Source organism: Alteromonas sp. CyTr2, from assembly GCF_947311905.1.
GTDB classification, from domain to species: Bacteria; Pseudomonadota; Gammaproteobacteria; order Enterobacterales; family Alteromonadaceae; genus Alteromonas; species Alteromonas macleodii.
Map to the genome: position 1 here is coordinate 65,616 of NZ_CAMZMZ010000015.1, position 14,764 is coordinate 80,379.

Here is a 14,764-nt window from a genome sequence, read left to right on the forward strand (position 1 = left end):
CAGCTAAGCATAAACAAAAAAAGCCCTATCGGGCTTTTTTTAATGACTAAGCAAGCTCGTTACTTAGCATTAGTGCTTTCAAAGATTTTATCTGCCGATGCGGCAACAAAGCCTTTGTAAAGCTTACCATCAGGCATTTCATAGCGTTGTGCAAACTCGTAGAAGCAGCTTGGAATTGCCACAGTTTCGTCGCTAAACGCTACGTCAGCACGGTCAGCCATCGTTGATGATTGCGCTAAAAATACGTCTGGACCACCTTTAATTTCGCCGCCAGAGGTGTTTAGCACAAAGCCTGCTTCTTTAAGCAATGTGTTTACGTCGGTAAGCTCGTCAGTACGGGTTAAGTGATTAACACTTACCGTAAAGTGGTTAGCACGGAAGCCCCATGCCGCCATCCACGCCGCGTATTCTGATTCGCTAAGCAGTGTGTCGTATTCTGCTTTAGTAACGTCCCAATGTTTACCCGAGTACAAGAAGTTATCTGCATCCACTACAGACTCAGGCATTTGATCAACCATCTTCTTGATAATTGCTTGAGCAGTTTCAGAAAGCTCATTTACACGAAGCTCACTAATAAATACTTTTGGTTTAGTATCGTCAGGGTGCTCGAAATGCTTTGCAGTAAGCTTTTTCGCTTCAAAGTCATAGTCGCCTTTAGCTTCATAACCCAATGCTAAGAAGTGCGCAGCAAGCTTGTCTAAGCGGGTTTTATCAAGAGCAAAAGTTCGAAAAGCTACATGGTCGTTAACGATGTCGTTCGTGTTTTCTTCACCCGCCAAAAGTGCATGAATTTTATGCGCTGAGGGAGTGATGGTAACGTAATCGTCCCACATGTTGCTAAACAACGTATCGATGTTGCTATGCATGGTGGTAGGGTCCTTTCTGTCGTTGACTATTTTTAAACGAATAGTTCGTATAGGGTTGGTACTAAACTGGCCGACACAAAAATCGGGTCGGCCTTTTTGTAACGTGAAAAGCTTGGGTTACATCGACAAGCCTGGGCTTAATTTGCCCGGCATAGTAACTTTATCAAGCTCAACTGAAGCAACTGGGTACGCACAGTAGTCGGCTGCATAAAACGCACTTGCTCTGTGGTTACCGCTGTCGCCCACGCCACCAAATGGCGCTGCGCTGCTTGCACCTGTAATAGGTCTATTCCAGTTTACGATGCCCGCGCGAATGCGTGCGAAGAAGTAGCGATAATCTTCTTCGTTGTCGCCTAGAAGACCTGCTGATAAGCCAAAGCTGGTGTTATTCGCTTCTTCAATCGCAGCGTCGAAATCGCTGTAACGAATTACTTTAAGTAGTGGACCAAAGTGTTCTTCGTCAGGCAGTGAAGCAAGCATGTCAGTCACATCAATGATGCCAGGAATAGCAAAACCTTTGTTCTCGTCTTTTTGTTCAAGGCGAACTAGTACTTTACCACCAAGGTTTTCAAGCTCTTGCTGTGCTTTTACCATCAGTGCCGCGGCATTGCTTGAGATCATTGCGCCCATAAATGGTTGATCTTCAGCGTCATAATCACCCACCTTAATATTCTTGGTCACTTCGATTAAGCGAGCAAGGATTGCATCACCCTGTGCATCGGCTGGTAAGAATAGGCGACGTGCACACGTACAGCGCTGACCGGACGTAATGAAAGCAGATTGAACGATGTCATGTACGGCAGCATCAACATCAGCCACATCTTTAACAATGAGTGGGTTGTTACCACCCATTTCAAGCGCCAAGATTTTACCTGGGTGACCTGCGAACTGCTCGTGCAAGATTTTTCCTGTGCGTGAGCTACCCGTAAAGAAAAGACCATCGATATCGTTATGCGACGCCAAAGCCTTACCTGTTTCAACTTCACCTTGTACTAAGTTAAGTACGCCCGCTGGCAGGCCAGCAGCATCCCATAGCTTCACCATTTCTTGTGCAACCATAGGCGTCAAATCGCTTGGTTTAAACACAACTGTGTTACCTGCAATAAGGGCTGGAACAATGTGTCCGTTTGGCAGGTGGCCAGGGAAGTTGTATGGGCCAAATACAGCAACAACGCCGTGAGGCTTGTGACGAATGAAGGCTTTACCTACAGGCATTGGATTTTCAACGTTTCCCGTGCGTTCAAAATAGGCTTTTTCAGAAATACCAATTTTGCCCATCATGGCGCCAACTTCAGTGGCAGTTTCCCACTCTGGCTTGCCCGTTTCTTTAGCCATAACTTTGGCAAGGTGCGCTTTAGCTTCTTCTAGCTTAGTGCCATAAATCTTAATAATTTCAAGACGCTCTTCAACGGTTTTCATGCTCCATGCTGGAAGTGCAGCACGAGCGGCGTTAATTGCGTCATCAATTTGAGAGGCTGTCGCAGACTTACCTTCCCAAATCACTTCGTTTTTTGCAGGATCAATTGACGCTAAGTCATGACCTTGTCCGGCAACCCATTCACCGTTGATAAAATGTGTATGTAGCATAGTGGGTGTCCTTTTAATCTCTGAATGTAACGGGGGCGAAGCGTACGTGCTCTCCCTCTTTGACATTCAATGCAGCAGCGGCTTGGCGAGATAGTACGGCAACTTGCTTTTCTTCGCTTACCGTCATCTCGGTGGCAACTGCACGAAAATCAGATACTGATGTATTAATGATGTAGTGCGTTTGCCCTTGGGCAGCAGCGCTATCGTCTATCACTACAGGCAGTTTTAAGCTCGACTGAGCCGTGCGGATGTGGCTTAAGTTTGCTTCTACCGTTGGGCCTGCGTCGAAAATGTCTACGTAGCCGCGGCAAGAAAAGCCTTCTTCTTCAAGAAGCTGAAGAGCAGGGCGTGTTTTGTCATGGACTTTGCCAATGACTTCCTGCGCTTCTTTGCTAAGCAGATTTACGTATATCGGGTACTTCGGCATAAGTTCAGCAATAAACACTTTATTACCAATGCCAGTTAAGTAGTCGGCAGTAGGAAAATCCATAGAGAAGAAATGGGTTTCCAACCACTCCCAAAACGGTGAGCGTCCTTCTTCGTCACTCACACCGCGCATTTCAGCAATAACTGTCTCAGAGAAGCGTTCACGGTGCTCCATCAAAAACAAAAATCGAACTTTTGAAAGGAAGCGGCCGTTTATGCCGCCACGGGCTTGTTCGCGAAGAAACAGCGTACATATCTCAGTAACACCGGTGTAGTCATTACAAAACGTTAGAATGTCTACCGTGTTGTGAATGTTGAGCTCGCGCGAGGCGTGCACTACTTTGCTTAGGTGGTAATGATAGAACGCATCGTCTATACCAACAGCCGCTTCAATACCTGTTGTTCCCACTACCTGTCCGGTAGTGGTGTCTTCCATCACAAACAAGTATGACTCATCGCCAGGTTCGGTTACGTCTGGTTTGTTAAACGCAGTTTCTGCACGATCAATTTTACGCTGCAGCAACTCGTCGTTGACAGGTAAAGACGTAAAGCCAATACCTGATTCAACGGCGATTTCTTTAAGCGCGTTATAGTCGGCCTTCGTGATAGGGCGAATGATATTCATGTTCGCTACTCGTGTTGTAATTATTCGGCGTTTACAACGGCAGCTACGGCGCGTTCAAAACGTGCAAGACCTTCTTTAATGTCTTCATCAGGAATAACCAGTGAAGGTGCAAAACGAATAACGTTCATGCCAGCAACAAGACACATAAGGTTCTCTTTCGTTGCAGCCATCATGAAGTCACGTGCACGGCCTTGGTATTTCTCATTTAACGCACAACCTAACAGCATGCCTTGACCACGTACTTCTTCAAATACGTTGTACTTTTCATTGATAGCACCTAGTAGTTCACGGAATAGGGCTTCTTTCTTAAGTACACCTTCAAGCACTTCTGGCTGGTTCACGATATCTAACGCTTTTTCCGCAACAGCACAGGCTAGTGGGTTACCACCGTAAGTGCTACCGTGGGTTCCTGGTTTAAGGTGTGCAGCGATGTCTGCTGTGGTAAGCATGGCACCAATTGGGAAGCCGCCACCAAGAGATTTCGCGGTTGTTAGGATATCAGGTGTTACGCCAAGACCCATGTAGGCATAAAGGTGACCAGTACGACCAACACCCGACTGAACTTCGTCAAAAATAAGTAATGCGTTGTGCTTGTCACAAAGCTCGCGAACGCCTTTTACGAAATCTACATCAGGTGGAATAATACCGCCTTCACCCTGAAGCGGTTCCATCATTACCGCGCAGGTTTTGTCAGAAATTAGCGCTTCAAAGGCAGCTAGATCGTTGTAGTCACAGTGGTCAACAGCGCCTGGCTTAGGACCAAAACCGTCAGAGTAAGCAGCTTGACCACCTACTGTTACGGTAAAGAAGGTACGGCCGTGGAAACCTTTATTGAAAGCGATGATTTGGTTTTTGTCTTCACCGTGCTTGTCCAGCGCCCAGCGACGAGCTAGCTTGAGTGCTGCTTCGTTCGCTTCTGCGCCTGAGTTTGCAAAGTAAACTCTATCTGAAAACGTTGCGTCATTTAGCTTTTTAGCTAAACGAAGGGCTGGCTCGTTAGTGAAAACGTTGCTTAAGTGCCAAAGCTTGCTGCCTTGTTCATTAAGAGCTTTCACAAGCTCTGGGTGACAGTGACCTAAAACGTTAACTGCAATACCGCCTGCAAAGTCGATGTACTCAGCTCCATCTTGATCCCATACGCGTGAACCTTCACCTCGAACAGGTACCATACCTGCTGGGTTATAGTTAGGAACCATTACATCATCAAATGTAGCGCGAGTTACGTTCATCTTTGTTACCTCTGCGTTGGGCGCCAATCACACTGTGTGATTTGGCTTATCGAATCTATGAGCACATTTTAGTACTACTTTGGTCGATAAGCGTTAATTGGGCGCGAAAAAACTAATCGGATTTGTTCAACAGTATGCCATTTTTTTTAACATTTGTCTTCTATGCAAAGGGCTGCAGCCCTTTATTTATAAGGACTGTGGCTTAATTTGCAGGAAAAGTGAATAACTATTAACTACTGGGCTATATCAATTAGTAATAATCAATTTTTGCGCTGAGAAAAGGGCTGCATACGGGTTTTAATGCACTGTGAAGCAATAAGAAAGGAGGGATAGGACTGGAAGCCTTACCTGTTTAATGTCGCTAAAAACGGGCAAGGCATTGAGCAACCGTCGATAATTTGGGGCATCATGCACATGAAATGAAAAAGGTGCATAACGAGTGCATGAATATCCATTAAAAAATTAATGATTTTCTTCGTTTTTCACCAAAGGAAGAGTGAAAATATCAATGGTTTTGAGTTTTTCGAGTGCACCAGCAGGGTAGCGTTGCTCCATGAAAAGCGGCTTTACTTCTTTCATTTCAACAAGCTTTAACTGATGTAACATCCGAATTTGTGTGTAGGTTCGGGCTTGATGAAGTACCTTACTGAGTGTTTTAGGCTGTGCAGGCGCTTTATCGGCACAAGCTCGCATAGGTTCTGCAATAGGCAAGCGCATTAAATGCATCCACTCTAAAATATCTGCGCTGATTGCATCTGCGAATTCTTGCTGTAGAGCAATAAGGTGGTTGGCTGAAGGAGCCACTTTGAGTAGCGCTTCATGTCGCTTTTGCTCTTTGTCTTTCTGGCATTCTTGCAACAGGTGTAGCTGAATTTTATCGAACAGTTTGAAGTAAAGTCTTGTTACGACACAACGCCCCAAATTACTGAGCATCGCAAGGGTATAAGCCTGGTTTTTGTTTAAATCCGTAAGTGCTGCAAGGCGTTTCGCCGTTATTGCAACGCCAGTCGTATAAGGCGTAAGCTTTTGTTTAATTAGCGGGTAAGGGTCGGTAATCTGAGGCATAGCACGCTTTAAGATGAGCGACGGTATCAATGTGCGTAGGTTTTCAATACCCAAAAAGCTCAATGCTGTGCGCAGTGTCTCTACCACAATGATGCGCCCACGGGAGTCTTTGCGCCTAAATTGTGGAGTATTCACCACAACGATCAGTTCATCATAAAGCCATGGCATGGTTGCGGCAATTGGCTCTAGTTTCGAAACCGAGCAAGCCTTCACGGAAAGTGCATCAAGAAGCTCGCCGATATTTTCGGGCAAGTTAAGTACGTTTTGAACGAGTTCGTCGGTATAGCCTAGCTGCTCTGTTAATTCACCTAGAAGGATCTCGTGAAGATGGTGACTCACTGATTCAAGATATGACGCTTCGGTTTTCTCTTGAAGGCGCTTGTTTTCAATCGCCACTTTTTCAACGTGCAGTAGCAGCCTGCGCGCATCACCTTGCTCCGATTGCTCGAAGCTTACTTCTCCCACCTTACGCCTTCCTAGCATTTCCAGCACTCGCTCTGGCGATATGATCATATTTTCAAAACGATCATCTATCGTGGGCGGTGTGGTTGCCCCCATTGTCATATTAAAAGCACTCCTGCTCATAACTTTTTGGTGAACGGCAATATTATCGTACATCAAGGGCCTTTATTACTTTCGCTACGGTAATGATGAAAATGGTAGCTACTGCTTGAAAGCAAGCCATATTTACCCTGCAACGATTGATACTACGTGTGCGATACTTCGTATAATCTTTATTCAGCGCATTGGCTGAAACGAATTATGAAAAGTTAAACGAAAAATCAGTGAATTGCGAGTAATTCTGGCCTTCAAGCGTAACCTTTTACGCTATAAAAGCGTATCGGCATCAAACTCGTATACTTAAATTGATTAAAACTGAAGAAATGCATCCAGTACGCTATGACCGTGTTCGGTAAGCAGTGACTCGGGGTGGTACTGCACGCCCCAAATAGGATAATAATTATGGGAAATTGCCATGATTTCCTTCGTGCCCTTTGCGGTTTCACACCATGCATCAACACTCAGTGAGGCAGGTAGCGATGCGGGATCTAAAACCAATGAGTGGTAGCGCGTCACGTTAAACGGGTTAGGTAAGCTTTTGAATAAGCCACTGTTGCGGTGTGTTAGGGGTGAAACTTTTCCATGCTTAATCTCTTGTGCACCTACCACCTTGGCACCAAACACTTGACCTATAGCTTGATGACCCAGGCATACACCTAAAATAGGAATCTTGCCTGCAAAATGTTCAATCGCAGATAAGCTGATGCCCGCTTCATTAGGCGTGCATGGTCCCGGTGAAATAACTAACTGTGAAGGCGCTAAGCGAGATATGTCGTCTAAGGTCAGTGCGTTATTTCGCACCACTTCAACGTCGACGCTGAGCTCGGTGAAATACCGAGCGAGGTTATGAGTGAACGAATCGAAGTTATCAATTAACAGCAACACAGCAGTGCTAGTCCTTGGTATTTCTAAGTTGCGAAGGTTTTAGCCATGAAGGATTAAATGAACCCTTCATGGCTTGTAGCAAGATGTTGGAATTCGGCTGTTATGGCTTTGGAATAAAGCCGACTGCTTTGTATACTTTAGCTAAAGTTTCAGCCCCTCGCGCTGACGCTTTCTCAGCACCCTGACGCATTACGTCGTCAAGATATGCTCTGTCTGCGCGAATTTCAGCATAGCGGGCCTGAATTGGTTCAAGTAGAGCAACCACAGCGTCTGCAACATCACCTTTAAGGTGGCCATACATTTTGTCAGTATATTCAGGCTCAAGCTCTTTAATTGATTTACCCGTCGCAAGTGAAAGTAGGGTCAGTAAGTTAGACACGCCTGGTTTTTCAGTTGGGTTAAAGTAGATATTAGCTTGCTCGTCAGAGTCGGTCACGGCACGTTTGATTTTCTTGGCTAACTTCTTAGGATCTTCTAATAAGCCGATGAAGTTATTCGGGTTGTTGTCAGACTTAGACATCTTCTTTTCAGGCTCTTGAAGGCTCATGATGCGCGCGCCAAAGTCTGGGATATATGGGTCAGGTAGACGAAATACATCGCCGTATAGATTGTTAACACGTGTAGCAATGTCACGAGTCAATTCAAGGTGCTGCTTCTGATCTTCACCTACCGGTACTTTATCTGCTTGGTATAGCAAAATATCTGCTGCTTGGAGTACAGGGTAGCTGTATAAGCCTACATTAATGTTATTTTCGTTCTTCGCAGACTTATCTTTGAATTGAGTCATGCGATTAAGCTCACCCATTTGGGCGTAACAATTCAATACCCAAGATAGCTGTGCATGTTCAGGCACATGGGATTGCAAAAACAGAGTACTTTTTTGTGGATCAATACCGCAAGCAAGGTAAAGAGAAAGACCGTCTAGACAAGCTTCAGCAAGCTGCTTAGGGTCTTGTCGTACAGTAATAGCATGCAAATCCACTATCATATATAAGCAGTCGTGGTCGTCTTGCATGGAAACCCACTGTTTAAGTGCACCCATGTAATTGCCAAGGGTAAGTTGTCCTGAAGGCTGACAGCCACTTAATACAACGGGTTTATTACTCATTTCTTTTTACCTGTAATACGTTAAAAACTGTGAAAATAAAGCTTGAGAAAATAAAGCTTCAAAAATTATGCTTTAGACAGTGACGCTAGTTCATTGCGCATTTGCTCAATGACATCGCTGTAGTCGGGTTGAGAAAAAATAGCCGAACCAGCCACAAACATATCCGCGCCCGCTTCCGCTATTTCGCGAATGTTATCGACTTTTACGCCACCGTCAATTTCAATTCGAATATCGTAGCCGCCTTCTAATACACGCTGTTTCACTGCGCGCACTTTATCTAAGGTGCTAGGAATAAACTTTTGACCACCAAACCCCGGATTAACCGACATAATAAGAATGTGGTGCAGTTTGTCCATGACGTGGTCAAGGTAATGTAATGGCGTTGCTGGGTTAAATACGAGCCCCGGCTTGCAACCTGCATCGATAATAAGCTGTAGAGAGCGGTCTATGTGCTCAGACGCTTCTGGGTGAAAACTAATATAGCTGGCCCCTGCATTCGCGAATTTTTCAATTAAGTCATCGACGGGTTTCACCATTAGGTGCACATCAATGGGAGCGGTAATGCCGTAGTTTCTTAACGCCTCGCAAATCATTGGCCCAAACGTAAGATTGGGTACATAGTGGTTATCCATTACATCGAAATGCACCACATCAGCGCCAGCCTCTAATACCTTTTCTACGTCTTCGCCAAGTCGAGCGAAATCGGCCGATAGTATTGATGGAGCAATTAGGAATGGTTTCATTGCATGTCCTTTCATTCTAAAAACAACAAGGTGCGTTGCCACTTACGTTTCACCTTTTGCGAAAGTTTACCCAAATCCGTGCTTCTTTACTATGCAAAGGGTTAATCAGCGTTAATTTCACGGAAATTTAAGATAAACGGACTTTGTCAGAACGTTGCCCAATTTTGGTGAGCACGCGTTATGTTGGTGCATTTTTATGCAGCGTTTTTTTGTTTCGGTGACAGCGGAAGAATTTTTTAAGTGAAATAATACTTTAAATTTCAATTTGTTAATTTATTTTTTGCGAGTTTTTTTGATGAACCATAAATGGGCATCAACTTTGCGTTATCCAGTCCAAAAAAGAAAACACAGACAGAAAAAACGAATTACAACAAGTTTGAATTTGACTGGAGAACACACATGAAAACATCTACAAAAAGAACAATACTTGCCGCTGCTATTTCTTCAGCGTGTCTGTTAACAGCCATGCCTAGCTATGCAGAAGGTTCATTCACTGCTAACGCTAGTGCAACCAGTAACTATATTTGGCGTGGTTTAACACAAACCGTTAACGAAGCCGCAGTACAGGGTGGTATCGATTACGCGCATGAAAGTGGTTTTTATGCGGGTACATGGGCATCAAATGTAAGCTATGAATCAGACGACATTTACTCTTATGAGCACGACATGTACTTTGGTTTTTCTGGCGAGTCTGAGGGTATTGCGTACGACTTTGGTTACCTTTATTACAACTACGATGATGAAGCAAACTTTGATTTTGCGGAAGTTTACGGCACCGTAGGTATGGGGGGGTTAAGCCTTACTGTATACCTTTTAGCGCACACTGAAGCTGACGAAGGCGAAAATCAAGACTTCGGTTTTGCACAAGCATCGTACACCTCGCTTGATTACAGCATGGAGATCTTAAACGGTACGGAACTTGGTTTCCACGTTGGCTATCACGAAGGCGATTTCGCTGAAGCATTTAACGGTGTAGAGGGTTATGCAGACTACGGTGTTTCGATCGCTAAAGATGGTTTTAGCTTCGCTGTAACTGGCACTAACTTAGATGACGACGGTGCCGATGCATTGGATAACGACGCAGTGAAATTTACTGTAGCATACTCTATGGACTTCGAACTGTAATGACCTTGTAGAGGCCATTGGATGGCCTTTATCAAAACGTTGAGTACTAAAAGCCTAATGTGTTTTCGTTAGGCTTTTCATTTTTTACAAGCAACGCATTTTTAACTTGTTCGTAACCTGCTTTTGATTATAATGAGATTAATTTTTAAACGAGTGTAAGGAGTATTCAGGATGAAGGTTCTTCCATTTTTTGCGATTTGTGGAGCGGTAGCGCTTGTTAGCGTTGCGGTCACAAGTACGCCAAATTCACACTCGTCAGTATGCGAATTCCAACCAGTTACGGAGTTCAACCCCAAGTTGCCCGCAAGCCATATTCAAAACCAATGTGCCCGTCATCAAGAGGGTGTGGAGGAAGTCAGTTGGCTGTCATGGATAGCGGGGAAATCATCATCTTTCCAATTCCACTTTTTAGACCTACTTGAGTTGATGCACAGCGACGAAGGTAATCGAGATTTCACCTCACCTGCTAACGACACTTAGGGGAAAATTATGCAGTCTGGTACTGGTTTTTGGTCAGTTCTAGGTAGTGTAGTTGCTAGTCTATTTGGTGTTCAGAGCCATAAAAACTACGAACGTGACTTTACTAAAGGCACTTTTATCAGTTTCGCCGTTATTGGCGTAATCTTGGTTGTGCTGTTTGTTGTTACGCTTTTTATGTTCGTTAAATGGTATACGGGCTATAGCGCATAGCAATTGCGTGAATACACATTAAAATCGTATGCGGGTAAGGCGGTCGATGCGCTACCTATAAGACGTCTTTTCGGCATCACACACTAAACTGAAGGGCGGGGAAACGTCTTCTTTTTTCGAGTGTTTCGCTTTGGTGTGACGTTAGCTGGAGGGAAATAAGCCAAAATTTCATCCACAGGCTGTCGCTTTGCACCGTTTTGACTTATCGAACGCTTAACTGACAGCATACTGAAATCTGCCCCGTGATAAAGCGACCGAGTTAGCGGTAAATCGTGATTTGAGATGAGGACAGGTATACCTCGCTTTTTTGACGCGCGGGTGGCGAGCTCAGCCAGCTTCTCTTGAGATTCTTGTCCGAAGCTTCGCGCCGCATAGCTGGTAAACGCTGCAGTCTTGCTGATAGGAGCATACGGTGGGTCACAATAAATAACGTTGCCACGCCTAGCTCTAGAAAAAACCTTTTCAAAAGGAAGACAAGTAAACGTCGCTTTTTGTGACTTTTCCGAGAACACAAACATCTCGTCTTCTGGAAAGTAAGGCTTTTTATAGCGGCCAAAAGGTACGTTAAAACGCCCTTGAAGGCTGTAGCGGCATAAACCGTTGTACCCATGTCGGTTTAAATAAAGAAAAAGAATCGCTCGGTAGTATTCATCTTGCGTTGCGTTGAACTCTTCGCGCAAGTCATAGTACATCTTTTCTTCATTGCGACTCCCATCAAAAAATGCGCGCGCGTCGTTAATCAGAGCGTCTGGTTGTGCTTTTAAGAAGTTATATAAGTTGATGAGATCAGGATTGATGTCATTAAGCAGGTAGCGTTTGTATTGCGTATTCAGAAATACAGATCCGGCACCAACAAACGGTTCAATGAGTTTATTGGCTTGCGGTAATCTGGCCTGAATATGCTCAACCAAGCTGTATTTGCCACCGGCCCATTTTAAAAAAGCCCGGTTTTTTTTCTGCATCATGCTTAAACGTTACTACCTAGACGGAATGAAGACGGTGGTTTTTCCGTGCGCCGCCGTTCCAAGGGAAAGGGTCGTCTTTATACTTTTATGCTGATCAGTATCAGATATCACCACACTAAAGGTAGATTGTAACTTTCATCAGTAAAACGGACAACCAACAAGTGTCGCAAGAACGGAATTTTGCTCATTTACTGGAAATATTATGGCCACCCGGTTGTGAAATGACTTAATTTTGCGCTTTGCTCATCTCTGAGAGGATTTGGTTTCCTCGCTTTATAAACGCATTTTGTTTACCTGGATATTCGGGTAAATCTGTTCGTGCTTGTTGCGCTTGAGATAACGACGTGTAGATTTGCTTGTTAACTACTACAAACCAGTCGCCACCATAGCGCGTCGTTTTATAAATTCGCGTTTGCTCAGTTAGATTGTTTTCTCGTAGGAACTCACTGAGAACAGACTCACTTTTCATCGCTAACAATTGTATAGCGTAGTCATCTTCCCCAATCCAGCCTTCTTGACTCGATTCACTGGCCACTGTGGTTGGCGCTACATTATCGTTGACGCCGTCCGAGTTTAATTTGGCACCTTGAGCAGATTGTTGATCATTTAGCGCACCACTGCTAACCACCTCTGAACCATTGGAATCAGTGGTATTACCTCCAATCGGGGCATTCTCAACCTGGTTATTGTCTGCCTGTTCTGAAGATGGCGTAACTTCAGGTAAGGATGAAACCGCATTTTCCCAATTGGTAATCAACGGACCGTTATCTGACGATTCATCAATTAACGAGCCACCAACGTCTGCACTATCATCATTGGGCGCGGAAACAAGCTCTACATTGCCTATTTGGTTGGTTGCTTGAGTTGCTGAGTCTGATGCTGTTGTTTCGCTTTCATAGGTTTCACCATTGCCTATAAGCTTGTTATAAGCAGAGCCGGGCTCAACCTGCGTTCTTTCAGGTTCCGGCGAAGGTTGACTAATAGGCGCAAAAATCGATGCTAATTTATCACCGTATTGCCAGTAAATAAGGCCAGAAAACGTAGCAAGGAACACGCATATAACAGCGATATAAAACCACTTAGACTTTAACGGGTTGATAAAAGTTTGCGTATTTTCACGCTGTCTATTTTCTAAATGAGCCTGAAAAGCCTCGCGACGTGAAGCAATCATTTTGTCGAGCTCTGACTCGAAGCTATGCTGTTCGCTAATGACTGACTGGCTGCTAATTATTAGTGGGGTTTCTGTATTTTTTGCAGGAAGCCACTGCTTGGCGCGCTCAGCCCATTCGTTATTCGCGAACAAAAGCACATTTAAATGCTGTTTGTTACCAGCAAACCGACTTTGTAACACCAGGTCCCATAGTTCTTGCAGTAGTGCATCAGGAAGATTGTGGGCTTGGGTGATGGCTATAAGAATTGGGCCTTCGTGACTATTTAGGTCGGAAAGTAGTTCGTTTAGAGGCCTAACGAAGCTACCCACCACTTGACCAAGAAGCTGCCGACAAAGTTGTCGACGGTAGTCAGAGGGATCCATATTTTCTTGCGCAGCTAAATACGCAATCTCGGTATCATCGTGCTGCTGGAAGACAAAGGCTTCAAGGGTCTTTTGTTGTTGAGCAATAGACTCACCACTGACAAAAATCAGCTGAGAAGAGTAATTGACCAAATATTCCAAACGTTCATGCAGTTCACTTTGCATGGGAGTTTGCCCTTATTCACCGTTGCTTTAAAAACTGTCCTGCAACGCATTTATTCATGATTCCAACTAACGTAGGGAAGTCAAGATAGACGCGTTGCCAGGTTGTCGCGAGGGCTAATGACTAAGAAAGGATGTCGGTAAGAATGGCGTCCGTGACGTCCTTGGTAACAACCGCTTTGCCTATGCCTTGAGGAAGTACAAATCGAATACTGCCAGCTTCCACTTTTTTATCGCGTTTCATATGCTTAACGTAGTCATCCTTTGTCATACTATTTGGGCCTGCAACCGGTAAAGCAAATGCTTCAAATAGCGACGATACGCGTCGTGTTTCTGACGCTTCAAACCACGTTAATGCTTCAGCAGCTTTACAAGCAATTATAGTACCAGCGGCTACCGCTTCGCCATGCAGCCAGTTACCGTAGCCTTGCTCGGCTTCAATAGCGTGACCGAACGTGTGGCCTAAGTTAAGAATGGCGCGTAAACCACCTTCACGTTCATCTTTTGCTACCACGTCTGCTTTGATTTCGCAGCAGCGAGAAATAGCTTGGGTAAGAATTTCAGTATCAAGCGACGTAAGCGCATTTACATTACTTTCAAGCCATTCGAAAAACGGTGCGTCGTAAATGATACCGTATTTGATGACCTCTGCCATGCCAGCAGCAAACTCTCTCGCGGGTAATGTAGCGAGGGTATCAGTATCAATGGCCACATAAACCGGTTGGTAAAAAGCGCCAATCATGTTTTTGCCGAGAGGATGATTTACCGCGGTTTTTCCACCTACTGATGAGTCGACTTGAGAAAGCAAAGTTGTAGGAACTTGAATGAAGGGCACACCGCGTTGGTAAGTTGCCGCAACAAAGCCAGTAAGATCACCAATTACACCACCGCCAAGTGCGATAAGTGTCGTATCTCTTGCAGCGTTTAGCTCAAGAAGGCGTGTCATAACCACTTCGAATTGGGCAAGATTTTTGTGTTGCTCGCCGTCCGGCAAAATAATGGTTTCAACCTGAACATTACCACACGCCGCTTTAGCGGTTTCTAAATACAGTGGGGCAACAGTTTCGTTGGTAACAATGACGGCAAGTGGGCCTTTTATATAGGCACTAAAAAGGCCAGGTTGCGAAAGCAGCCCAGCCTCTATCTGTATAGGATAGCTACGTTCTCCAAGTTCCACAGTTAAGGTTGACATT

Annotated in this window: 14 protein-coding genes; 3 read left to right on the forward strand and 11 right to left on the reverse strand. The window is 44.7% G+C overall.

Annotated elements, in window-relative coordinates; all coding sequences use genetic code 11:
* Positions 1 to 59: 59 nt before the first annotated feature.
* From QME20_RS10125 to rpe, 8 genes are all read right to left on the reverse strand, one after another.
* Positions 60 to 866, reverse strand: coding sequence for a DUF1338 domain-containing protein (locus QME20_RS10125; protein WP_014948018.1), 807 nt, complete (start codon positions 864 to 866; stop codon positions 60 to 62).
* Positions 867 to 983: 117 nt separating this feature from the next.
* A complete protein-coding gene (astD, locus tag QME20_RS10130; RefSeq protein ID WP_281715872.1) occupies positions 984 to 2,453 on the reverse strand; it encodes a succinylglutamate-semialdehyde dehydrogenase in 1,470 nt (489 codons plus the stop codon).
* Positions 2,454 to 2,466: 13 nt separating this feature from the next.
* Entirely contained in the window at positions 2,467 to 3,504 is a 1,038-nt protein-coding gene (gene astA / locus QME20_RS10135; protein ID WP_278346642.1) for an arginine N-succinyltransferase, read from the reverse strand.
* Between the two features lie 20 nt (positions 3,505 to 3,524).
* On the reverse strand, positions 3,525 to 4,733 hold the full coding sequence (locus QME20_RS10140; RefSeq protein ID WP_014978113.1) for an aspartate aminotransferase family protein: 1,209 nt from the start codon (positions 4,731 to 4,733) through the stop codon (positions 3,525 to 3,527).
* A 462-nt stretch (positions 4,734 to 5,195) separates the two neighbouring features.
* Positions 5,196 to 6,362, reverse strand: a complete 1,167-nt coding sequence (locus tag QME20_RS10145; protein WP_061096305.1) for an HDOD domain-containing protein — start codon at positions 6,360 to 6,362, stop codon at positions 5,196 to 5,198.
* A 306-nt stretch (positions 6,363 to 6,668) separates the two neighbouring features.
* Positions 6,669 to 7,244: an aminodeoxychorismate/anthranilate synthase component II gene (locus QME20_RS10150; RefSeq protein ID WP_281715873.1), complete on the reverse strand. Its 576-nt coding sequence runs from the start codon at positions 7,242 to 7,244 to the stop codon at positions 6,669 to 6,671.
* A 100-nt stretch (positions 7,245 to 7,344) separates the two neighbouring features.
* Positions 7,345 to 8,352 carry a tryptophan--tRNA ligase gene (trpS, locus tag QME20_RS10155; protein ID WP_061094064.1) on the reverse strand — a complete coding sequence of 336 codons (1,008 nt, stop codon included), beginning with the start codon at positions 8,350 to 8,352 and terminating at the stop codon, positions 7,345 to 7,347.
* Between the two features lie 65 nt (positions 8,353 to 8,417).
* Positions 8,418 to 9,095 carry a ribulose-phosphate 3-epimerase gene (rpe, locus tag QME20_RS10160; protein ID WP_278346933.1) on the reverse strand — a complete coding sequence of 226 codons (678 nt, stop codon included), beginning with the start codon at positions 9,093 to 9,095 and terminating at the stop codon, positions 8,418 to 8,420.
* A gap of 306 nt (positions 9,096 to 9,401) precedes the next feature.
* Between rpe and QME20_RS10165 the strand changes: the two genes are divergently transcribed.
* The 3 genes from QME20_RS10165 (at position 9,402) to QME20_RS10175 (ending at position 10,910) form a co-directional block, all read left to right on the forward strand.
* Positions 9,402 to 10,220: a TorF family putative porin gene (locus tag QME20_RS10165; RefSeq protein WP_281715874.1), complete on the forward strand. Its 819-nt coding sequence runs from the start codon at positions 9,402 to 9,404 to the stop codon at positions 10,218 to 10,220.
* A gap of 171 nt (positions 10,221 to 10,391) precedes the next feature.
* Positions 10,392 to 10,700 carry a hypothetical protein gene (locus QME20_RS10170; protein ID WP_014948027.1) on the forward strand — a complete coding sequence of 103 codons (309 nt, stop codon included), beginning with the start codon at positions 10,392 to 10,394 and terminating at the stop codon, positions 10,698 to 10,700.
* Positions 10,701 to 10,709: 9 nt separating this feature from the next.
* The gene (locus tag QME20_RS10175; RefSeq protein ID WP_014948028.1) at positions 10,710 to 10,910 is read left to right on the forward strand and encodes a DUF2970 domain-containing protein; all 201 of its coding nucleotides are present in this window, start codon (positions 10,710 to 10,712) and stop codon (positions 10,908 to 10,910) included.
* A gap of 83 nt (positions 10,911 to 10,993) precedes the next feature.
* On the opposite strand, the gene QME20_RS10180 is transcribed toward QME20_RS10175, so the two are convergent.
* From QME20_RS10180 to aroB, 3 genes are all read right to left on the reverse strand, one after another.
* On the reverse strand, positions 10,994 to 11,875 hold the full coding sequence (locus QME20_RS10180) for a Dam family site-specific DNA-(adenine-N6)-methyltransferase (RefSeq protein WP_278344197.1): 882 nt from the start codon (positions 11,873 to 11,875) through the stop codon (positions 10,994 to 10,996).
* 226 nt (positions 11,876 to 12,101) lie between these two features.
* Entirely contained in the window at positions 12,102 to 13,574 is a 1,473-nt protein-coding gene (locus tag QME20_RS10185) for a cell division protein DamX (protein ID WP_281715875.1), read from the reverse strand.
* Positions 13,575 to 13,695: 121 nt separating this feature from the next.
* Positions 13,696 to 14,763, reverse strand: a complete 1,068-nt coding sequence (gene aroB / locus QME20_RS10190; protein WP_278346938.1) for a 3-dehydroquinate synthase — start codon at positions 14,761 to 14,763, stop codon at positions 13,696 to 13,698.
* Position 14,764 lies beyond the last annotated feature (1 nt).

Coding starts and splice junctions, on each gene's coding strand:
- QME20_RS10125 (WP_014948018.1), bottom strand. CDS start 866: ATGCATAGCAACATCGATACGTTGTTTAGCAACATGTGGGACGATTAC.
- astD (WP_281715872.1), bottom strand. CDS start 2,453: ATGCTACATACACATTTTATCAACGGTGAATGGGTTGCCGGACAAGGT.
- astA (WP_278346642.1), bottom strand. CDS start 3,504: ATGAATATCATTCGCCCTATCACGAAGGCCGACTATAACGCGCTTAAA.
- QME20_RS10140 (WP_014978113.1), bottom strand. CDS start 4,733: ATGAACGTAACTCGCGCTACATTTGATGATGTAATGGTTCCTAACTAT.
- QME20_RS10145 (WP_061096305.1), bottom strand. CDS start 6,362: ATGACAATGGGGGCAACCACACCGCCCACGATAGATGATCGTTTTGAA.
- trpS (WP_061094064.1), bottom strand. CDS start 8,352: ATGAGTAATAAACCCGTTGTATTAAGTGGCTGTCAGCCTTCAGGACAA.
- rpe (WP_278346933.1), bottom strand. CDS start 9,095: ATGAAACCATTCCTAATTGCTCCATCAATACTATCGGCCGATTTCGCT.
- QME20_RS10165 (WP_281715874.1), top strand. CDS start 9,402: ATGGGCATCAACTTTGCGTTATCCAGTCCAAAAAAGAAAACACAGACA.
- QME20_RS10170 (WP_014948027.1), top strand. CDS start 10,392: ATGAAGGTTCTTCCATTTTTTGCGATTTGTGGAGCGGTAGCGCTTGTT.
- QME20_RS10175 (WP_014948028.1), top strand. CDS start 10,710: ATGCAGTCTGGTACTGGTTTTTGGTCAGTTCTAGGTAGTGTAGTTGCT.
- QME20_RS10180 (WP_278344197.1), bottom strand. CDS start 11,875: ATGATGCAGAAAAAAAACCGGGCTTTTTTAAAATGGGCCGGTGGCAAA.
- QME20_RS10185 (WP_281715875.1), bottom strand. CDS start 13,574: ATGCAAAGTGAACTGCATGAACGTTTGGAATATTTGGTCAATTACTCT.
- aroB (WP_278346938.1), bottom strand. CDS start 14,763: ATGTCAACCTTAACTGTGGAACTTGGAGAACGTAGCTATCCTATACAG.